Origin of the sequence: Chryseobacterium hilariae (genome assembly GCF_051400735.1) — a bacterium.
Classification (GTDB): Bacteria; Bacteroidota; Bacteroidia; order Flavobacteriales; family Weeksellaceae; genus Chryseobacterium.
In genome coordinates this window covers 362,636-382,668 of sequence record NZ_JBLFFJ010000003.1, presented here as the reverse complement: position 1 = coordinate 382,668, position 20,033 = coordinate 362,636, and the positions used below count along the sequence as shown (strand labels likewise).

32 protein-coding genes are annotated in these 20,033 nt (G+C 32.5%); 15 read left to right on the top strand and 17 right to left on the bottom strand.

Features of this window, described 5'->3' with window-relative positions; all coding sequences use genetic code 11:
• Positions 1-18: 18 nt before the first annotated feature.
• The 4 genes from ACMGDK_RS11380 to ACMGDK_RS11365 are packed head-to-tail and all read right to left on the bottom strand — an operon-like array spanning position 19 to position 2,746.
• On the bottom strand, positions 19-750 hold the full coding sequence (locus ACMGDK_RS11380; RefSeq protein ID WP_436808062.1) for a hypothetical protein: 732 nt from the start codon (positions 748-750) through the stop codon (positions 19-21).
• Between the two features lie 2 nt (positions 751-752).
• Positions 753-1,415, bottom strand: a complete 663-nt coding sequence (locus ACMGDK_RS11375) for a hypothetical protein (protein WP_436808061.1) — start codon at positions 1,413-1,415, stop codon at positions 753-755.
• Complete coding sequence (locus tag ACMGDK_RS11370) at positions 1,415-2,056, bottom strand: hypothetical protein (protein WP_436808060.1); 642 nt, start codon at positions 2,054-2,056, stop codon at positions 1,415-1,417. The genes ACMGDK_RS11375 and ACMGDK_RS11370 overlap by 1 nt, the downstream gene beginning before the upstream one ends.
• 3 nt (positions 2,057-2,059) lie before the next feature.
• Positions 2,060-2,746: a hypothetical protein gene (locus tag ACMGDK_RS11365; RefSeq protein ID WP_436808059.1), complete on the bottom strand. Its 687-nt coding sequence runs from the start codon at positions 2,744-2,746 to the stop codon at positions 2,060-2,062.
• A 109-nt stretch (positions 2,747-2,855) separates the two neighbouring features.
• Between ACMGDK_RS11365 and ACMGDK_RS11360 the strand changes: the two genes are divergently transcribed.
• The 11 genes from ACMGDK_RS11360 (at position 2,856) to ACMGDK_RS11310 (ending at position 10,389) form a co-directional block, all read left to right on the top strand.
• Complete coding sequence (locus ACMGDK_RS11360) at positions 2,856-3,350, top strand: hypothetical protein (protein ID WP_436808058.1); 495 nt, start codon at positions 2,856-2,858, stop codon at positions 3,348-3,350.
• A gap of 2 nt (positions 3,351-3,352) precedes the next feature.
• Positions 3,353-3,778, top strand: a complete 426-nt coding sequence (locus ACMGDK_RS11355) for a hypothetical protein (RefSeq protein ID WP_436808057.1) — start codon at positions 3,353-3,355, stop codon at positions 3,776-3,778.
• 2 nt (positions 3,779-3,780) lie between these two features.
• Entirely contained in the window at positions 3,781-5,802 is a 2,022-nt protein-coding gene (locus ACMGDK_RS11350) for a pectate lyase family protein (protein WP_436808056.1), read from the top strand.
• 10 nt (positions 5,803-5,812) lie between these two features.
• Positions 5,813-6,106 (top strand): hypothetical protein, encoded by a 294-nt coding sequence (locus ACMGDK_RS11345; RefSeq protein WP_436808055.1) that lies wholly within the window; start codon positions 5,813-5,815, stop codon positions 6,104-6,106.
• A gap of 77 nt (positions 6,107-6,183) precedes the next feature.
• Positions 6,184-6,648, top strand: coding sequence for a hypothetical protein (locus ACMGDK_RS11340; protein WP_436808054.1), 465 nt, complete (start codon positions 6,184-6,186; stop codon positions 6,646-6,648).
• On the top strand, positions 6,645-7,088 hold the full coding sequence (locus ACMGDK_RS11335) for a hypothetical protein (protein WP_436808053.1): 444 nt from the start codon (positions 6,645-6,647) through the stop codon (positions 7,086-7,088). The genes ACMGDK_RS11340 and ACMGDK_RS11335 overlap by 4 nt, the downstream gene beginning before the upstream one ends.
• Positions 7,066-7,653, top strand: coding sequence for a hypothetical protein (locus ACMGDK_RS11330; RefSeq protein WP_436808052.1), 588 nt, complete (start codon positions 7,066-7,068; stop codon positions 7,651-7,653). The genes ACMGDK_RS11335 and ACMGDK_RS11330 overlap by 23 nt, the downstream gene beginning before the upstream one ends.
• Positions 7,654-8,274, top strand: a complete 621-nt coding sequence (locus ACMGDK_RS11325) for a glycoside hydrolase family 19 protein (protein ID WP_436808051.1) — start codon at positions 7,654-7,656, stop codon at positions 8,272-8,274. It begins immediately after the preceding gene.
• 170 nt (positions 8,275-8,444) lie between these two features.
• Positions 8,445-9,113 (top strand): ABC transporter ATP-binding protein, encoded by a 669-nt coding sequence (locus tag ACMGDK_RS11320; RefSeq protein ID WP_306842306.1) that lies wholly within the window; start codon positions 8,445-8,447, stop codon positions 9,111-9,113.
• Positions 9,114-9,178: 65 nt separating this feature from the next.
• A complete protein-coding gene (locus ACMGDK_RS11315; protein WP_436808050.1) occupies positions 9,179-10,087 on the top strand; it encodes a hypothetical protein in 909 nt (302 codons plus the stop codon).
• Positions 10,088-10,161: 74 nt separating this feature from the next.
• Positions 10,162-10,389: a hypothetical protein gene (locus ACMGDK_RS11310; RefSeq protein WP_436808049.1), complete on the top strand. Its 228-nt coding sequence runs from the start codon at positions 10,162-10,164 to the stop codon at positions 10,387-10,389.
• Between the two features lie 15 nt (positions 10,390-10,404).
• Here ACMGDK_RS11310 and ACMGDK_RS11305 read toward each other — a convergent pair whose 3' ends face one another.
• Positions 10,405-10,782 carry a hypothetical protein gene (locus ACMGDK_RS11305; protein WP_436808048.1) on the bottom strand — a complete coding sequence of 126 codons (378 nt, stop codon included), beginning with the start codon at positions 10,780-10,782 and terminating at the stop codon, positions 10,405-10,407.
• A 145-nt stretch (positions 10,783-10,927) separates the two neighbouring features.
• On the opposite strand from ACMGDK_RS11305, the gene ACMGDK_RS11300 reads away from it, so the two are divergent.
• The 4 genes from ACMGDK_RS11300 to ACMGDK_RS11285 all read left to right on the top strand — a co-directional run bounded on the left by ACMGDK_RS11300 (position 10,928) and on the right by ACMGDK_RS11285 (position 13,697).
• Positions 10,928-11,401 (top strand): LexA family protein, encoded by a 474-nt coding sequence (locus ACMGDK_RS11300; protein WP_436808047.1) that lies wholly within the window; start codon positions 10,928-10,930, stop codon positions 11,399-11,401.
• The gene (locus ACMGDK_RS11295; protein WP_436808046.1) at positions 11,398-12,654 is read left to right on the top strand and encodes a Y-family DNA polymerase; all 1,257 of its coding nucleotides are present in this window, start codon (positions 11,398-11,400) and stop codon (positions 12,652-12,654) included. The genes ACMGDK_RS11300 and ACMGDK_RS11295 overlap by 4 nt, the downstream gene beginning before the upstream one ends.
• Positions 12,655-12,732: 78 nt before the next feature.
• The gene (locus ACMGDK_RS11290) at positions 12,733-13,332 is read left to right on the top strand and encodes an SOS response-associated peptidase family protein (RefSeq protein WP_495849245.1); all 600 of its coding nucleotides are present in this window, start codon (positions 12,733-12,735) and stop codon (positions 13,330-13,332) included.
• Positions 13,332-13,697: a hypothetical protein gene (locus ACMGDK_RS11285; RefSeq protein WP_436808044.1), complete on the top strand. Its 366-nt coding sequence runs from the start codon at positions 13,332-13,334 to the stop codon at positions 13,695-13,697. The genes ACMGDK_RS11290 and ACMGDK_RS11285 overlap by 1 nt, the downstream gene beginning before the upstream one ends.
• Positions 13,698-13,742: 45 nt before the next feature.
• Here the strand turns inward: ACMGDK_RS11285 and ACMGDK_RS11280 are convergent, their stop codons facing one another.
• The 12 genes from ACMGDK_RS11280 to ACMGDK_RS11225 form a co-directional block, all read right to left on the bottom strand.
• Positions 13,743-14,108: a DUF3127 domain-containing protein gene (locus ACMGDK_RS11280; protein ID WP_436808043.1), complete on the bottom strand. Its 366-nt coding sequence runs from the start codon at positions 14,106-14,108 to the stop codon at positions 13,743-13,745.
• A gap of 4 nt (positions 14,109-14,112) precedes the next feature.
• Positions 14,113-14,736 carry an HNH endonuclease gene (locus ACMGDK_RS11275; protein WP_436808042.1) on the bottom strand — a complete coding sequence of 208 codons (624 nt, stop codon included), beginning with the start codon at positions 14,734-14,736 and terminating at the stop codon, positions 14,113-14,115.
• A gap of 189 nt (positions 14,737-14,925) precedes the next feature.
• Entirely contained in the window at positions 14,926-15,429 is a 504-nt protein-coding gene (locus ACMGDK_RS11270; RefSeq protein WP_436808041.1) for a hypothetical protein, read from the bottom strand.
• A gap of 2 nt (positions 15,430-15,431) precedes the next feature.
• The gene (locus ACMGDK_RS11265; RefSeq protein WP_436808040.1) at positions 15,432-15,650 is read right to left on the bottom strand and encodes a hypothetical protein; all 219 of its coding nucleotides are present in this window, start codon (positions 15,648-15,650) and stop codon (positions 15,432-15,434) included.
• Between the two features lie 3 nt (positions 15,651-15,653).
• Positions 15,654-16,142, bottom strand: a complete 489-nt coding sequence (locus ACMGDK_RS11260; RefSeq protein WP_436808039.1) for a hypothetical protein — start codon at positions 16,140-16,142, stop codon at positions 15,654-15,656.
• Positions 16,139-16,435 (bottom strand): hypothetical protein, encoded by a 297-nt coding sequence (locus tag ACMGDK_RS11255; protein WP_436808038.1) that lies wholly within the window; start codon positions 16,433-16,435, stop codon positions 16,139-16,141. The genes ACMGDK_RS11260 and ACMGDK_RS11255 overlap by 4 nt, the downstream gene beginning before the upstream one ends.
• Positions 16,432-16,683 carry a hypothetical protein gene (locus ACMGDK_RS11250; RefSeq protein ID WP_436808037.1) on the bottom strand — a complete coding sequence of 84 codons (252 nt, stop codon included), beginning with the start codon at positions 16,681-16,683 and terminating at the stop codon, positions 16,432-16,434. Before ACMGDK_RS11250 ends, ACMGDK_RS11255 begins: the two co-directional genes overlap by 4 nt.
• Positions 16,684-16,685: 2 nt before the next feature.
• Positions 16,686-16,970: a hypothetical protein gene (locus ACMGDK_RS11245; protein ID WP_436808036.1), complete on the bottom strand. Its 285-nt coding sequence runs from the start codon at positions 16,968-16,970 to the stop codon at positions 16,686-16,688.
• A 164-nt stretch (positions 16,971-17,134) separates the two neighbouring features.
• Complete coding sequence (locus ACMGDK_RS11240; protein WP_436808035.1) at positions 17,135-17,512, bottom strand: hypothetical protein; 378 nt, start codon at positions 17,510-17,512, stop codon at positions 17,135-17,137.
• Positions 17,513-17,516: 4 nt separating this feature from the next.
• A complete protein-coding gene (locus tag ACMGDK_RS11235) occupies positions 17,517-18,203 on the bottom strand; it encodes a hypothetical protein (RefSeq protein WP_436808034.1) in 687 nt (228 codons plus the stop codon).
• Positions 18,187-18,525, bottom strand: coding sequence for a helix-turn-helix domain-containing protein (locus tag ACMGDK_RS11230; protein ID WP_436808033.1), 339 nt, complete (start codon positions 18,523-18,525; stop codon positions 18,187-18,189). The genes ACMGDK_RS11235 and ACMGDK_RS11230 overlap by 17 nt, the downstream gene beginning before the upstream one ends.
• A 21-nt stretch (positions 18,526-18,546) precedes the next feature.
• The gene (locus tag ACMGDK_RS11225) at positions 18,547-20,028 is read right to left on the bottom strand and encodes a replicative DNA helicase (RefSeq protein ID WP_436808032.1); all 1,482 of its coding nucleotides are present in this window, start codon (positions 20,026-20,028) and stop codon (positions 18,547-18,549) included.
• Positions 20,029-20,033: the final 5 nt, after the last annotated feature.

Sequence of the window (20,033 nt, the reverse complement as noted above, 5' to 3'; positions counted from 1 at the left end):
ATTATATTGAATACACGTTTAAAACATAGTAGCCAAGTTGAATTCAGTAAAATTCAACCAGTCATCAAAAGTATGTTCAAAAACATACATAGCCGGAATATAGTTTACATGCTGACCTGTAGGGTAATCATTTGGATTCCCTTGTTGATCAGTTTCGGCAATTATTTCGAGTTGATAATCAATTGGTAATTCTTCGCCAATTATAAGTGGTAAATTATTTATTTTCTTAGTCAATTCTGTGGTTGAATTATTTCCGTTAGTTTTTAATCTTATTTTACCAAGTGTTTGATTGGCTAGTTCTGAAATTCTAAATGACCGGAATCCTTTACATGTAACTTCATAATTGCTTGGTGTTCCTGATGTTGCCTCACAAGAATAATTTGGAATTGAAATATAATATGTTCCACTTAAAGTTGAAGTCCTAACATATTCTGTAACAATAGTATTACTATGAAGATCTCCACAAAGACTACCAGTTGAGGTTACCCTAAACATAACAGCAGGGACTGTAGGCCCATTTTGAAAGACAAAACTTGATGCCGGATAAGGGGAACTATTAGGAGGAACCGAGGCTACTGAAATGAATGTCTGCCCTAAATCAAAAGAGATTTCAAGAAGTACTGCAGCAAAATTATTGTAATTATTTTGAAATGACCAAGTATATCTTACCGTATCATTACTAATAATCTCTATTCCATTCAGAATAGGAGACATACATTTCGGTTTATTGGAAATTACTAGTTCTGACATTGTTAACAGATTAAAGTTGTTTCTAATTTAGTTCTAATATATCCCATAGTTGAAATTGGTTCTGGTTCTATACTAGAAGAAGAGTAAATAAATTTATGAATTGGTAGATCTTTTTCAGAATTTGAAACTTCAAAAGTATGCCTTACTTCCGTTACCCCAAAACATAATGATCCTGCATTATATGTAACTCCAAATGGAAGTACTGAAAATCCTTTTGAATTATCTAAACCATTAGATATATCATAATTAATGAAGTTTTCGTTAGGAGAATCATAGTCGGCAGTCAAAAGAGATGAGCTTAAACCACCTGCACCCATTTCTACACCATCAGAAATGCTTTTGTTATAACTTGTTATTACCTTGAAATTAAGATCAGATAATGAAACGGTGTTAGGTATGAAAAGAAAAACTTTTTTATTTATTTCTCCTCCATTCGAATCAATAATCGCTTTTTTTTGGGCGTCAGTTTTACCAAAGGACACAATTATATCTCTTCTGGAATTAATCAATAAAGAAGTGGGATGTTGCGATTCTGAAAAGCTCTCATAGGCTACACCAGTAGTGTCATCACCATTTGTTTGATTTACTATACTTGTTACATCATAGTAGTAAATCGAAATAGGATCAAATACTTTTTTCTTAACATTTATTTTTAAAACAGCCATTATCCTACGGAAATATTTCCTTGAGAATCCATTGCATCCCAAGTATTGTTTTTTTCATATTCTGCATCTTGATCTAGCGGATGATAAATGAAAATACCTCCAGTTATATCATCTTTTGGCACCCAAGTTCCAGAAATATAATCTATTGCATTATGTTTAAATCCAGTTGTATCTCCATTAACTCTAATGTAATCTATAGAATCATTATCAAAGTCTGAAGAGTGATTCAGAAACTCAGTCATAGAAAAAATGTAATCGGTTCTATTATCTGTTTCTACAACAAGATCTGTAACTGCAGGTTTTGAATTGTATATAAAGTTGAAAGATGCTGGTGATCCATCAATGTTAAAGGTAATATTGTTATTAGTTTGTGTAGATGTTGGAAAATGTTCAATGTTTACATAGAAAATTCCATCACCATTTAAAGTTACTGAATTCTTTGAGCTAAAAGAAATATAACCAGGCGTATGAATGGTTCCTGAGGAATAAAAAACTTGATTCGCAATGAATGTTTGCCCTGTCGCATTGTCAAATGTTATAGTGGTTTCCTGAGTCGTATCAACTGACCTTACAAAATATAATGAAGCTTCACCCCAAATAATTCTAGTTCTTTCTTTTACTTTAATTTTTAATAATGCCATATTCTAATTAGAGACTTCGCCTCGTTCATCTTTTGCTTTTAATGTAACTATTACATTTATTTCGTTGTCTGTGTCTTCGGCTAAATATTTAAATGCACCAACATTTATATCATAAACAGAAATCTCTTGACCGCTTATTATTAGGTTGCCATTTAGTCTAAAGCTTGAAACATCACCAGTTAAAATGATTGCACTTAATTGATCGCCATCGATGTCTGAATAATGAGAGATAAAATCATTTAAAGTGAACACGTGATCCTCTCTATTTTCAAGAACAAGTTCCACTGTTGTAATTTGTGGTGGATTATTAATTTCTGGAGCATTAATATTTAGTTTGTATACAGAGTTGTTTCCGTTAAAAGAAATATTGTAATTAACATAGGCGGAATTACTTTTACATATTCCAAAGTAGTTAACAGGAACTTCAACTTGTTGGTTAATACCAATTGAAAAATTACCAATTCTAGCTTCAAAATTTCCACCATTCTCGGTATTTGTAAAAAGTAAAAAATCTGGGACTGAAAAAACTACATTACAATAGTTTGTAAATGAAACTGTTTCCTGAGATTGCCCTGTATATTCAAGATCTTTTTCAATAGTGTCTTCATAAAACATTGATGGTGTCAACTTAACACAAACTGGAATAGTTGGCACAATTGCAGACACTCTGAAAACTATTTTATGAGCCATTAATAATTTTTCACAAATATATATTCATGAGCCTTGTTTTGGTGGATTGCTGATTTAGCAAACTGTCTTTAAGTCACTTTCAATCATACTTTTGAGGAAACAAAAATTAATGTCACTTCCAAAGATAACTGACCATATAAACTTTAATGATTACGTTATGATTGTGCAGGATAAATGCATAAGAATGATCACTTATGAAGAGTTTATTAAGGAAATTGTTTTAGGAGGGTTTAGTATATGTCAGGCCGTACTTAACTGTTGGGAAAGTATGGGCGATTTCGAAGATCCACCTGTTGTAGATCATCCACCAACATTTGAAGACTTATATATATCCTTGGCCAACAGAACCCAAAACTTTGTTATAACAAGTGATCTGTTTTTACAGAATTATCATGATCAAGATGGTGATGAATTTGCGAAAATTATAATCACAGGAGGAGATTTAAGTGGAGTCACATTAAATGATGTTCCAATACACGTGGGTCAAGTTGTTACTGCCGATGATATGGTAAATTTCAAGTTCTCAGCAAAAGATATAGATGGAGGATATCAACAGACTATTGATATTGAAGTGTATGACGAAAACAATGTTAAAGCAGAATAAATATGGCAATACATTTTCCTAAGGGAGAAGGAATAAAAATAATCAAACAATTATCAGAGGCCAGTGTTCCTGATAGTATTTATATCCTGCCCATTGACGAGAATATTGCTGATATAGTCATTGTTTCTAAAACGGGGAAAAAAAGAAAAGTTGGAGGAGTTTCTATAGAAATTCTTAAAGAGAATTTTCCTTTACTAGACCTATCTAATTTAAATGAAGAAAATGAGATAATTTGGAAACAAAGACTTGGTGGATTGGACGGGCAAAATGCAACAGTTAATGTAGGTTCAGTTACTAGTTTAAACCCAGGCGATATGCCAACAATTAAAAATGTTGGAACACCTTCAAATGTGATTTTAGACTTTGGAATTCCAAAAGGTGATACAGGAGCTTTTGTTTTTGAGTATAATAATGATTTTACAATTTAGTTATGGGAACAGAAGCGACAGATATTAAAATAAGAATTGATGACGAAAATGGTACCACTGTAAATTATAGAAAGAATTCCAAATGGTACGATGACTCTGCTATAAATGATGATAGACTTGATGGAAAAATTTTTGGAAAAATAGATGGAGAGTACTACAAAAAGACTATATCAAAGGAAGCTTTTTTAAAGGTGGGCACCATTGACGAGCTAAGGTCAACAAATGGTTATTACGAAGGTCAAGAAATAAGTCTTTTGGGATATTATGGCTCTGGCGATAAATTGCCTGTTACTTATAAATTCACAGTTCAGAATTTTGATTCACTCCTTGATGATGGAGGAAAGTTTATTAAAACCAGCCGAGGAACTTGGGTTGCCCAGTTTGACGGAAGGGCTAATATAAAAGATTTTGGTGCTGTGGAGGATCAAACAATAGATACCATAGTTTCAAAAATATTAACTATACCAGAAATACATACTATTGAGCTAGATAAAGGGGCATATAAAATTCCCACATCATCGTCAATAACTATTCCCGCCAATAAACATTTATCCCTTCATCCAGAAACTACCATTACAAAAGTTGCCAATACGGGTTTTGTACCATTTATTATCATTAACGGCGATAATGCCAAAGTGTCTAACGGGTATTTCGTAACTACAGGTAATTCGTTGCACGAAGGTTCCGTAGTGGTAAAAAATGGAACGAATGTTACTATAGACGGTTCTTCTTTCGAAAACTCAACTATTGGAATCAGGATAATGCCTGAAGTTGGGGAAAAAGTATCAAATATTGACATATTAAACACGAAATTTAATAATTGTAAGTACCATATTGATCTAGGTAAGGGGGTTGATGGATCTGTAGGAGAAATTGAAGATGTCATAATTTTTGGTATGAAAAGCAAAAATGGAAAAGATATTGCCGAGGGTGGGGATGGGATCAAGACTAGACAAAAAGTTAAGGGACTTAAAATTGTATTATGTACTATTGATGGTCCCTCAAGAGACTGTGTTGATCTTTTTGCATCCGGCGAGCTTGTTACAATTGCTGAATGTACTTTTAAAAATGCAAAAGTTAAAGGAATTGACATTAAAAGAGAACCAGCATATGATGAGTCTATATATGGTAAAAACGGAGAAATGATCCGAATTATCAACACTGACTTTATAGACATGCCAATTGGTGTTTCTATATCTGGTAATTACGAACCAGGAAATTACAAAGCAAATAAATTTATTCGCGTTGAAGGAAACACCTTCCTACGAATAAAAACCCGAGCCGTTATTGCCATGGGAAAATACTTAAGAATTTACGGTAATGATTTTATTAGTTGTTCTTATAATGATACCGTTAATTATCCTTCGATTGAAATAGGACAAGACACTGGAGTGTCAAACACTATAACAACTAACGTTTTTGTAAAAGAAAACACATTTGTTAATTGTTGTTCAGCTGTGGCTCCTTCTTTAAATACAGAGCCGGTTATAAGAATCTCTGACTATTGTAAAAGCACTCATTTAGAAAAAAATATAATTGACAATGATCCAGAAAAGGAAAGGCCTAATATGTACACTGGTATTTATGTCAATTCCTCTTCAGAAGCAATTTTAAGAAATAATACGATTAATGTATTAGGAAAGCCATTGCATGCTGTTTCTGGGTCTTCCATTATCGGAACCAAGATTTCGTTTCCTTTAGGAACAAAGCCGGCTATTTTAAATCGCGCAGTTAAATTATATAGGTTTGACAGAAAAGCACAATTAATTAGTGCTGATTATAGTATTGGTGTCGCCACAACAGCAGATGCAACGAATTATTCAGCGGCAGATTTGCAAGTGAATGGGTTGACCGCCGCTTCATTTAATACCATAACGGCTGTTGATACTAATATCAACCGGAAAACGATTTCATCCAATTACATGGCACAACAAGGTCAAGACTTGCAAGTTAGATTTAACAACGGAGGCACAGGGGTGCAACTGGAAAACTTAGTGATTTCCTTAAATTATATTGACTGTTAAAATAAAAATCATGAATACAGAACAAGATAACTTGACTTTAGCAATGATCATAAAATTGATCAATAGCTTTCTTGATGGTCAAACTGGATATGAAAGTAAAACTCTAATCATTAATCAATCCAGAGGGGAAAGATCAGAAGATGAGATAATTTTCTATATCAAAAAAAGCGAAGATGAAGAAGCTGCCTCAGAAATACTGCTTCATATTGATGGAACAGTTTCTCACACACTAAATGGATTTAGTGACGTACATGAGTTGTTACCATATATAGTACAGGAATATCTTGTATACTTAAATCGATAATATTATAAATAAAAGACAAATCACAACGGTCTTTTTACTTAAAAACGAAAAATAATTTTAAAATTTAAATCAAAAAAATGCAAAATCCTTTACAAATAAAAGAGTTAGGCAATTGGATCTGGGGAATGATCCAGAAGGTTTTTGTATTTTTTTTCAAGCCCTTAGGAGGTATTATGATGGTATTAGTAACAGTTATTGCAGGAGCAATATACGGAGATATTAAATCTCAAAGTGGCTACAATCAAGGAATGAAAAATCAAAGGATAGCAGATTCTATATATATATATCAATTGGATAAGTCCAATAAAGACCTTATTAATGAAAAAATAAAACTAGAGGCTAAAATTGATACAATGAAAAATGTTAATTGTGCAGAAGAAAACAGGAAAGCTTTGGCTTATGTTGAAGGGCTTAACAAGGAGCTCGAAAAGTATAATCAATCTCAATTCCAAAGGCTTAAGTCAATCAATAATGAAAATAAGGCAGTTAAAAATGATATTAAAAACTTAGAAAAATGGATACCTAAAACCCAAAAGCAATGAAAAATTTGATATTAATATTAATTAGTTGTCTTGCTTTTGCACAAGAACCGCAAAGGTTAGATACAACAAACTTATCAGAAGAAGTTAAAACCGCAATAGTAAAAGCCGAAGTTGAAAAACAAAAAGCTGATATATTGGATAAAAAACTTTCAGAAGCCGAAAAAGAAAATATACAATTGAAAAACAAGCGATCAACTCTATATTCTAAACTAAAACATTTCTTTGAAGAGTATTTTGGAGTAGAAGAAAGTGATACGAATTACCATAACAATTCAAAAGCTGTAAAAGAAGAGAATCGAACCGATCCGGTTGAGGAAATAGAAGTTTTTGACGGACAAGACACAATTCGGGGAAGTTGGGTGTATCGCCTCTTTCATAAGAACGATTATGTAATTCGTAGATATAAAATAGTTAATAATGAAAAGGTATATCTGGATTAGCTACGTTACTATTTTTATATTTATTTTATCTTCTTGTTCAAGTCGGAAGGTGAGTAGTGCCAAAACTGAAGAAAAGATCGAATTAAAAACCGAAGAAGAAACGTATGGCACGTCAAGCTTAAAAATTAATAGGACAGATATTGAAACTTCTACAAAATCTATAAACAAAATTAATCTCTCTATAAAAAATAATCTTATTCCATCGTCAGATAATACAAATAAAAAATGCCTGGAACAACGATTTGTAAAGTATCGAGATAAAGACGGTAATGAAGCCGACATCCCTGTAAATGAGAGCTCAGAGATTAATCTGAATAGTGAGTCAGAAGTTGAAAATAAACTTAAATCTGCAGAATTAGAAATTGATTCTAAGGTTGAGCAAATAAAGAAAATGAATTCTGAGATATTAATTTTAAAGAAGGAAAAGCAAAAACTTTCTGAAAGAGTAGGCGTAACTTTTTTTCAGTTATTAATGATTATAATGGCAACAGCATTAATTAGCATTATGGCCTGGGAACTTATAAAAAAATATGTCTCGCAATATAAACTACCCAAAATACAATAAATGAACCCTTTGTTTAAACATCCTTTGTCTGCTAAATATAAATCTTTATTTAATAAATTTGAAGTAAATACGCCTTTACGTTTAGCACATTTTTTTGGACAGGCACATCATGAAAGTGGTCTTGAATCGAAAAGAGAAAGTTTAAATTATTCGGTTGAAAATCTTTTAAAGCTATTTGGAAGACATAGAATTTCCGAGCTAGATGCCAGAAAGTATGGAAGAACATCATCAAGACCCGCAGATCAAAGAGCCATTGGCAATTTATTGTATGGTGGAAAATGGGGGAAAGAAAATCTGGGAAATATATTTCCTGATGATGGTTATAAATTAAGAGGTGGAGGTATTTTCCAAATAACTGGTAGAAGTAATTTCCAAAAGCTTTCAGATGACACTGGCGTAGATTTTATCAGTAATCCAGAGATAATTGACAATGAAGCAGACAGTGTGTTAGCTGCTCTGTGGTTTTGGAAGCTTAAAGGCTTAAATAAATATGCTGATGCTGATGATGTATTATCCGTCTCAAAGATTATTAATTTAGGTAATGCCAAGGCTAAAGGAACTCCAAACGGACTAAACGATCGGATTTCTAAAACAAACTATTATAAAAAATTGTTCACTTAACCCACGCGGTCAATAGATCGCAATAAAAAATGAGATGTTTTTATCTATCCCCACGAGTTGGGGATTTTTGTTTTATTTACATATGATTCTATGGAATGATTGTAAATATCTATTTTTAAAAAGATCTATTTCTTTTTTAATAGGGAAAATAAAATTGCTATTTTTGAATCATGATTAAAGCAAGTAATATCCATAAATCTTATGGAAATTTAGAAGTACTGAAAGGTGTTGATATCCACATTAAAATAGGTGAGGTGGTTTCTATTGTAGGTGAATCCGGAGCTGGAAAATCTACATTGCTTCAGATTTTAGGAACGCTGGATCATCCGAGCAACTCTAATAAGTACAACACGGAAATTAGCATTGCAGGAGAGTCTTTTATCAATATGAATGATAAGCAGCTTTCTAAATTCAGAAACCAGAATATCGGTTTTGTTTTTCAGTTTCACCAGCTTCTTCCTGAATTTACAGCTTTAGAGAATGTACTACTTCCAACAAAAATTGGTGGAGCAAACGAAAAAGAAGCTTTAGAAAAAGCATATGCTTTATTTGAAGACCTTAAAATAGAACAGAGACTGAATCATAAACCCAACCAGCTATCCGGCGGGGAAGCACAAAGGGTAGCCGTAGCAAGGGCTCTGATCAATTCTCCTAAAATTATTTTTGCGGATGAGCCAACAGGAAACCTGGATTCAAAAAATGCAGATGATCTTCACAGGTTATTTTTTGACCTTAGGGATAAGTACAATCAGACTTTTGTGATCGTCACCCACAACCCGAATCTTGCAGAGATCACAGACCGGAAACTGGTCATGAAAGACGGTATGATTATCGAGTAATAAATTCAATATACATTTTGATCATTTCGAGATGCCTACTTTAGTTTCTCAGATTAAGGATTATTATGATTAGAAGACTGAAATACAACGAGATTAATTTTAAAAAATACACTGCCTGCCTTGAAAAATCAGAACAGAGAAAGTATTCAGCATCAAAAAGCTTTTTAGATGTAACGATCGGTCAGCAATGGGACCTTTTGGTCTATAATAATTATGAGGCTGTAATGCCAGTTCCTTTTATTCTTAAAAAGGGAATTAAAATTGTGCATAATCCGCTGATTTGCCAGCAGCTTGGTATCTTTTCAGATAAAGATGATAAGAAGCTCAATGAAAAATTTCTATATTTTCTCCAAAAGAACTACTTGGTAAGAGCTTATCATTTTAATGAAACCAATAGCTTTGATTCAAACTTAAAAACAAAAAAGAACTTTCTTTTGTATCCTGATGAGTATGCTAAAGTGTTTGCTAAATATTCACCCAAAAGAAAAAGAAAACTCAGGCTGGATGGTGAAGTGATGGAAAATTCAGAGCTTAAAGAACTAAGCTATCAGGAAGCGGAGGCTTTTATTAAAAGCAATGTGATAGGGCTGGATAAAGAAAATGATACAGCCACTTTGCTTAGAACTCTGGAAACATTCTATTTATCAAAACATTTAAAATTCTTAGCTTTTTACTATCATCAAGAGATCACGAATATGATAGCTATTTACTCAGATTATGATACGATTGCGCTTTTAGGAACTTTTAATGATAAAAAATATATTAAAATGGCTGGTGCATCCACACTTATTGATCACGTCATAAAAGAGAATATAGAACATTATATTTTTGACTTTGAAGGAGGTAATCTTCCCAGCATTGAAGAGTTTTTCAGAGGCTTCAGACCAGAATTAAGACACTATGCAGTTATAGAAAATTCTAAAAAGACATTGATCAAGGATTTTGCCTGTTTTCTAATGAAAGGTAAATTTTAATAACACAAAATTTAAATTATTTAAAGTGTTTTGAGGTGTATAATATTTTATTTATATTTATTGAAAGCTAAATCATGTTAAAAAAAATATTAATAGCAATAGCATTCATCTTTATATTTTTTATTGGATTTATTCTCGGTAAGCAATCAAATGCAAGAGGTAAGTTTTATTTTGGTGTTGAAGGTCATACTCCGTATTTATTTGATACTAAAAATGGCACGATCTATATAAAGCGTAGCAATAAGATAGATAAGATAAATTACATGGTAGATTATGAAAAACAAACAAAGAAAATTAAATAAAGGTCAATATAGTAATCAGTTGTAAATTTGTTTTTCTAGTTTACTAATGTTCATTTCCAATCTTTTCAACTTTCTGTTATAATTAGATTTAATAGCAGCATCTTGAAGGCTTCTATTTTCATTTAGCAATTTTTCTACATCTACATTTAATTTAGATTGTAAATTTTTGTCTTTTAAATTTTTTGCATAGTCCTTAATGATGTATATCCTATCAAGTAACGACATGAAATTTTCGTATGCTATTCTCTTACTCTCTTGTTGATTTATGATTCTCCCTTGTTCTGCCATCATTTGGATTTCTCCCATGTTATAGTAATCAACTGTAATCGTCTTATTTTGTGCAAATGTTGAAATACTTGCCAACAATGAAAGGGTAAAAATTAAAGTTCCCATATTAAACGTTTTATCAAATATAAGCATTTTTGTGGATAACTTTTTATTGCGTCAAGTTCTGTCGCATAAAGGGTTTTGATTTGCTCCTGAATAATTTAACAACTAAATGTAACGATTAAGATCTAAAAGTTTATAATTTTGTGATATGGAAAGTATCATTAACTTAGAAGTATTTAATAACATAGGGGAAGAATCTTTGTTATTACAGACATTTCCAGAGGCATTAAAGGCGGGTGGATATCAATCTTATCCAAGTGCCGCATTGGACTTCCCAGATCCAAATTTAGATTTTGTTAAACTTTTGATTAAAGACAGGCCATTTACATTTCCTGGACGAATATCGGGAAACTCTCTGAAAGACATAGGGATTAGGGATAATGATTGGTGTTTAATTCAGAAAGGATTAGAGCCAAGGCCTAATGATTTAATTGCGGTATTTTTAGATGAGCAATATTTCATCAAAAGGTTTAAGCCCAGGTATAATGAAAATAATCAACTACTGAGTGTAAAGTTGAAATCAGAGAACCCAGAATATGCCGACTTTTATATTACTGAAGAATCAGAATTTACAATTTGGGGTGTTATAACATGGACATTTAGACCTTGGAGAAAGCTATGATAGCATTGATAGATGGAAATAATTTTTATGCCTCCTGTGAAAGAATATTTAGACCAGACTGGAGAAAACGACCACTAATAGTATTGTCTAATAATGATGGTTGTGCAATTGCTCGAAGTAACGAGGCGAAAGCATTAGGCATTAAAATGGGAGAGCCATATTTCAAACTTAAACATTTTGAAAAAACTCATAATCTGGTTGTGTGCTCCGCTAACTTTGTTTTATATGGAGATATAAGCAATCGTGTTGTTGAGGTTATAAATCGTTATTGCAATGATGTGGAAGTTTATTCGATTGACGAGTCATTCCTCTTCCTAGATGGGTACAATAATCAATATGAAAGAATGGTTGATTTAAAAAGGGACGTTCTAAAGGGTTTGGACCTTCCAACAAGCATAGGTATCGCACCTTCAAAAACGCTTGCTAAAGTAGCCAATAAAATCGCGAAAAAATTTCCGGATAAAACAGGATCGGTATACATGATAGATTCCTTCAAAAAAATTGAAGCAGCTTTAAAATGGTTTCCTATTGAAGATATATGGGGAATTGGAAGGCGGTGCAATGATAAATTCAGAGCTTATGGTGCTCATACTGCTTGGGATTTTACTCAGTTTCCAGATGATTTTCTTCGCAAAGAAATGGGGATTCTCGGTATCCGGATGAAAAAGGAACTTCTTGGAGATGCGCAATATGAAATGAGCATTCCTGAGCCTAAAAAGAATATTGCCACAACAAGAACATTTGATAAAGGACATGCAGAATACGACTATATTCACGAACGTGTTTCCACTTTTGCTTCGGAATGTGCTCGGAAGTTGCGGGAACAAAATTCATGCTGTAGACATGTTACGGTTTTTATCATGACAGATAGATTTAGACAGGATCAGATACAGTACGTAAATTCATTTACTGTAACCCTTCCAAATCCAAGCAATTCAAGTATTGAAATATCAAAGTTTGCTAAAAAGGCATTAGATAAGATTTTTATTGATGGACCAAAATACAGAAAGGCGGGCGTGATTACTGGTACATTTGTTCCGGAAACTGAACGCATGACAAGTATGTTCGATGTGGATTATCACAAAAAACACGCTCCAATCATGAAGGCAATGGATCTTATGAACAACAGACTTGGAAAACAAAAGGTAAAGCTGGCTTCGATGGACGTCCAAACCACTTGGAAAATGGACCAAAAACACCTATCTCCAAGATACACATCAAGTTTTTATGAATCAATAATATTGAAAGCATAAAAGTATATTGCACATTATTTGTATCTTTTCAAATAAAAATAATCTATGTGCTATTCCTTTGACAATAAAAAAGTGAACTTGGATAAAGTAGCAGAAGAACTCAATGCTGAAAATTATGAATCCGGATATTCGAAATCTGAATTAGTTTCAGCCTTTTCAAGACCTGCAATGCCTATAGTATTAGAGCATGAAGGCCTAAAGATCACGCACGGAACATGGGGGTTGTATGCAGAGATTCCGAAAGATAAACCTGCTAAAGGCTTGAATTTAACAGCAGAAAAAACACATACATTCTATAAATCCTTCCAGCATAATAGGTGTGTAATCCCTATAACTGGATTCTATGATTTCATGCATGTTTCCAATCCTGGCAGAAAAACACCTATAAAAGTTAAACATGAAGTATTCTGGAAAGGGGCTGATCATTTGTATTTAGCTGGATTTTATGATGTTTGGGAGAATAAAGAAATTGGAGTAGGAATTGTAACTACTGTAGCAAATGAACTTATGTCAATAGTTCATAATTCAAAATTGAGAATGCCGATCTGTTTAGATGCCAGGATGGCTTCTCGTTTCCTCAATGATGAACCGATTGAGGAATTTACCTTCCCAAATTATGATCCTCAATTAATGGCTTCAAACCTAGAGCCTGAAAAAATGCCTAATACTTTATTCTAATGGACAGTAATAATATTTTTGAAATACTTGAAAATCTTGCAATGGATGCTCCGGAAGATATTAATGATTTCTATGAAACGTCAATGGGGGTGATCCATTCTGAAGCCGTGGAAAGAAAAATTGAGTTTGATGGCTACTTTAGAACCAAATGGGAAATAGAATCAAATAATGTAATGACCTTTGATAAAGAATATTTTGAAGACCTGCAAAGGAAGGAGCTTTATGTATTTCTTGCAGCTTTAATTGATGAAGACATATTTGAATATCTGGAATATGTTTGGAGTCTTTATAAAGGTGAAGATTTAACAGAGAATATTTTACACCGAGAAATATATTTGTTAAAAGAAAAAGGCGTGAGATTTTAAATATAAAAGCCCGCTTTTGACGGGCAATGAAATAAAATTACGATTTTAGAATGGTAAATCATCTGAGTCATCTTCATTAGCAAAAGGATTTTCGTTTGTTGAGAAAGCCTCTTGTGGAGTTGCATTGGGGACTTTATTAGATGTTGGTACTTGTTGTTGGTTTTCAGATTCAGCATGAACAATTTTCCATGCATTGATCGAATTGAAATACTTAGTTTCGCCTTGTGGAGAGGTCCATTCGCGGCCATTTAAATTGAAGTAAACATCAACTTGTTCGTCTGGATTGAAGCCTGTAAGAAGGTCTATTTTATCCTTCACAAACTCAAAATTAGAGTACTGAGGATACTGCGTACCATGCTCTAATATAAGAGATTGCTTTTGAAAGCCGCTGCTGAAAGTTTCGACATCCATAATCTTATGGATTTTGCCTGTAATCTTTAAAATTTCCATTAATTAAATATTTATTGTTAATATTATTATCTTTTTCATAATTTATTCTTGCTCTTTTTGCTTCTTCAGCTGTTGTGAAAGTGCCTAAATATATGGTCTTATTATTTATACTAATATTAGAAACCCATTTGTTTCTTTTTTTGTAAACACCAATGTTAGTATTTTTAATATATGAGTAAAAATGACTAACATTTTCCCTTTGGCTTACAATCTCAAGGTTAGTAATTTGATTGTTGTTTTTATTGCCATCAATATGGTTAATGACTTTATTATTTACCTCGCCAATAAAGTTTTCTGCTATTAATCGATGAAGTAAAAACATGCTTCTACAACCTTTGTCATTTTTTAAATTTATTTTAAGATAACCTTTATCAAAAACTGCTTTAATAAATTTTGGTGACTTAAAATAATAGCCTCCATTGTTTTTTACAACTCTGCACTTACTTACTATATTTCCATAGTTGCTTAATAGATATCTCTTTTCAAAATTTTTTAAGTCAATCCAGTATTCGTTTGGAGAAGAAATATTTTTACAATAATTAAGATTAACATCAACTAAAATTTTTGAAATACTTCCTTTTAATTCCATTGTTAAAATAATTTATTTTGTTTTGTTTTTATTTTCTAAATCTGATTCAGTGTCATCTTCTTGATCTTAGTCAAAAGTCTCTTTAAAGAAATTTTCAATGTCGTCAAGATAGTTTTCATAGTCTATCTCAGCATTTTCAATGTCGCTCCATTCAATGCTCCATAATTCATCATTTGTTGTCATATTTTTTCATTGTTTTAAAGTTGCTTTGTTAATGAACTGATCCGGCGGAATATTGAAAAAGTTGAAGTGTAATTTCAATAATTCTTGATATAAACTATATGCGTTAATTATCATTAGGTTATCAAGAAAAAATGTTCCATATCCATTAGTATAAGTAGAGAACTTGAATACATGTTTCCCATCTTCGAATACATGAAAATTATAACTTTGTCCTTTGTCTGTTCTTTCTACTCCTGATGTTAAAGCTCCATAATTCGCCTTACTGTTAGCTTTTTTATATAGTTCGACAATCGGTATAATTTTCTTCCCCTCATGCTCTATCTCTTTGGTTAGATGGGATAGGTCGTAGAGAATAGGTTTATACTTTACATTTGTCCTAAATCGATCTATATCAGCTCCTAACAATTTTTTGGGCTTATTCCATGATGTACCCAAATTATATGAAGTACATACTTTTAGATCATACGGCAGATAAGCCGCGTATATTTTCAATTGCTCTTCTTTTGTCATTGTTACTTTCTTTTGTTTGATTCAAGACCCATGAAAATACCTATTGATGAAGATATAGCAATACTACCTCCAAATATAATTAATCCACCCCGCGCCCCACGATCCCAATTAGCAGGATTAGTGTCAAGCCAGTAAAACGAATAGGCTAAATAGAAAATAAACATTACGACTGTAAATGTTAAAACAGCTATTAAAATTTTTATTATTATTTCTTTTGTCATTGTTTAAGGTATTTCAAAGATTAATGTTTTGTCTAAGTGGAAGGTCCGCGATTCGGCGTCTTGCCATAAATCCAAATCTTCAAAATAACATTGCTCATCCCATTCCGGTGGTGTATCTAATATGTTTATATTATCGTGATAGCCGTAATTTTCTATAATTGGGCTTTTTACATTGTGTTTTCCCCAGTAATATCCTTTAGCTTCGATTGCTGAGATGAAGGATTCTAAAGCGGTTTTGTAGCAGTATACATTTACGGGAATACCCTCAACATAGTAGGCAAATAATCCAGTGTGTATAGATTGGTGTATTCTTTCCTTCGCTACTTCCTCCGTAAATTCAGAACCTTTGCAGATTATTTTTGCTGGGTCCTCATTGTCGGACATAAATCTAATTCCTATATTATTGCAAGAAATAACACTTTCTAAATGTTCTGTATCTTCAAACTCCACAATAAGAAGTTTTTTCTGTAATTCTAATTCAAGCTGTTTCATTGGTTTGTTTTTAGTGGCTTAATCAATCTGTGCAGGTACTTTATCAGCTCTGGGGATTGGTCTTTTAGGTAGGGTTTTGATAAATCCCATTCAATCCAAGCTTTATGTTTATCAAAGCTTCTATTTCTCAATATATTGGCGTGTTTGTCATACCACTCCAAAACATCGTTAAGCATTGGGTCTTTCTTTACAGTTACATCCTCAAACCCATTCAAATAATAAAGCCTTTGTGTTTCAATCAGCCTCGGCAGCTTCTCCCGTATATCGGCTGTTAATTCTTCTAGTGGGGTCATTGTATTTTGTTTTCGGGGTTAAGTATTGAGTCTTTAAAAATAACATCAGTTTCTCCGTCTTGAAGGTCAACAGTTCGTGCTTTATCCGCTATTCTCTTCTGCTGTTGTTCCTGGACTAAATCGCAAGCGTTGAAGACATGAATCATAAATTCATCAAAATGAGTGTTAGTTTCATCTAAGAACTTCCAGTCTTCATATCCCTGTTCTTTCGCGTACTTATTGAATATTCTTAATTTCTCTGTGTGCATGGCTAGTGGTTTAGTAGTTCTTTTATTTCATCCATTAAGTCATCATCTTCACGGTCTAAGGCAATGAATTGATTGCTTACTCTTTCCAGCATCTCCCTCAGCTCATCCTCTCTGTCTGGGACTTCTATCAAATAATATTCAGGTTTAGTTCGTCCGTAGAATTCTTTTTTCATTCCGTTAAACAATCGAGTCGATTTTATCCCATCTGATTCAACGGTGAAGAAAACATCTGATTTTTCATTCATCCTTTTTTCTACCGGAACCTTTATGTATTTTGTTTTACTCATGATTTATTTGTTTAGCATTAACAACCCTTTTTTAGTTATCACATATTGATGGTTTGTTATTTTTAAAATCAATCCCAATTGGCTTAATTTGAATAACTCTGAACTATTTAAGTACTCATTGTTTACTATTTTTTTTAGTTCTATTTTCATAATGTCTTTTTATTCTATTTTTTATTTATAATTGTTACAACTTTATAATCTTTTAGGATGTAAGAAATTCCATCAAAAATATATTTCCCTGAACCACCAAGTCTTAGAGCATTTTCTTTAAGTTCTGGGGTGATAATTTCTTTTTTCAGCGCCTGAATATCTATTTTGTGAACGCGTTCGATATGTCTTACAATAGCATGATCAGCAACATCAATTTTATCAGGGTTCTTATCAAATATTTTCTTTAGAATTATCTCTTTATGCTTGGTGTGTTCAGATATTCTCCTTGATAAGTCAGTTTGCGCATTTTTCAAAATATTAATTTCATCTTCAATCTTCTTTAGGTTCTTTTCATCCTGTTCCTTTTCATTTGGTACATTATATTTTCTCATAATTTTAATATTTAATGAGTCCAAGTTTTTTCATTGTGGCTTTTTGAGCCATAATAGCCCTGTACTTTATTCCTGTCAACCGTTCTAACTTTTTAGGGCTTGTAATACCTTTTTTTAAATATTTTAGTAGAAGATTTCTGGTTTCATTTCTTGGTTTCGGTGGGAGCTTTTGAAATTCCAACCCAAGATTCCATTTTTCATTGTAATATTTAAGGTCTCTGTGTACATAATGGAAGTCCTTATTGCATTCGGCAGCTATTTCACGAACTGACTTTCCGGATTTGTACATTTTATAATAGATAAGACAGTAAGTGTTTTTATTAACTATTATATTCTCTCCTTCGGCATTGATAATAATTTCCTGATGTTCTTTTAAATTGTTATACAACAATTCCGGATTATTGAAATTTATGTCATTGATCAAGGTTTTTACTTTTGCAGTCTTGCTTTTACAAGGCGCTAAATGATCTATTGATCTTAGTTTTTGAGATATATTTTTTTTCTTTTTTTTAGGTATTATATGAATCTTTTTAAATTGGAATGCATTTGTGTCAATAGCTTCCTTGGTGAATATCCAAGCTTTTAATTTTGGATCATATTGTCTCACTCTTTCAATTGTATTTTGATTAAATTTTTTATAATCATTCACAACGTTGATAGCCTGTGTATGTGCTTCAACCTTTTCTGTCATATATATCATGTTGGATGTTTTTTAAATTATTAATTGATTCCTCAGCGAATTCTCTGAATTTTCTATCATGTTTCAGTTTGTCTTCATAAACAAGTAAATGGTATAGTACTGTAGAATGATGTAAGTCTAGTGTAAACGCTATAGATTCTACGGTGCATCTTTTTCTTCTCAATAGATACATGAGTAACATTCTTTTTTCAACAAGATGTTGCGTCCTACTTTTTGCTTTTATTTCATTAATGCTAGTGTTAAAGGTAGAGCAGAAGGCAGGAACTACATTTTCGTAAACATCTTTTGGTATAGGTTGGTATTTCTTAAACATTCTGTGGGGTTGCGTATAAAATTAAAATGGTAATTCATTTCCATACAGGTCAGGTCCGTTTTGTTTTCCAAAAGCTTCATTTATATTTCCCATAGGTACTGGATTTTTAAATGAGCCAAAGTCTTCTTCTAAAGGATAATATTTTTGATAATCCCCTCTAAATTTCATTCTTGAAGTAAATGGAGATCCACCTCTAAACTTCTCAATCATCAATTCAACTTCACCAGCCGTACTTGTTTGTTGTCCCTCTGGGTCATTATCCCAAACGCTAATTTTATAATATTCGGGCCTAAAGAGAAAGCCTACAACATCAGCATCTTGTTCAATGGCTCCTGATTCTCTAAGATCTGCCATTTGTGGTCTTTTTCCAGGTCGAGATTCACATGTACGAGAAAGCTGTGATAATGCAATAATTGGAACGTCTAGCTCTTGGGCAAGTTGCTTTATGTTTCTTGCAACTGTTGAAATAACTTGTTCTCTATTTTTATTAATATCAATTCCTGCAATTTCAGTTAATTGTATATAATCCCAGATGATAAGTTTAATGTCTTTCTCCTTTTTAAGCAATCTCAATTTAGCTTTGATCTTAGAAAGCTCACTCTTTACAGTTTTGGCTTCAATTATAAATAATGGCAAATTCTCAAAAGTTGTACACTGAAATATTTTCTGCCAATCGTAATCAGAAAGACTTATATCTCTGAACTTATTGCCTGATATTTCTAAATCATTTGCCATTTGTCTTTCTTGAAGCTCTTCTGCAGACATTTCTAAACTCACAAACGCAACACCTTCACCTCGTTTGGCAATATGTAATGCTTGATCTAAAACGAATGCGGTCTTACCCATTGCTGGTCTCGCTCCAATTACATTTAAAGTGCCATTCCGCCATCCACTCATATTCCTGTTAAGATCAGATCCATGACATTGAATTCCTGGAATAGTTCCTTGTTTCTGTCTTTCAATTATTCTTTGAAATAAACTTTGTGCATTTGGAGTTTCTTGTTGAGAAGCAATCTCCTCTTCTATTGCATGTATTTGGCCTTGAAGTTCTGCAAATAAATCAGGAGTACTTATTGAAATATTATTATATGCCCTACTTGCGATACTATTACATAGATTAATCATTTTCCTTCTTAAATATGCCTGCCATATGATCATTATATGATACTCTAAATGTGCAGAAGAGCTTACATTCATGGTCAGATCAACAATGTATTGATCGCCACCAGCTGAATTTAAGTTTTCATTCCTTTTTAATTCTTGAATAAGAGTCAATAGATCTATCGGAATTTCAGTGTCATTTAATTTTTGAATTGTTTTGTAAATTAAACTATGTTTTGGTTCATAAAATACATTTTCATTTTTTCCTATTCTCTTGATGCATATATCCAAGGCTCTTTTATCAACGAGAAGAGTTCCAATTATTAGTCTTTCAAAATCAACAGCATTAGGTGGTATATTGCCATCAGTAATACTAGGTGCAGTTATTGGTTTTTTTCTCATTTAAT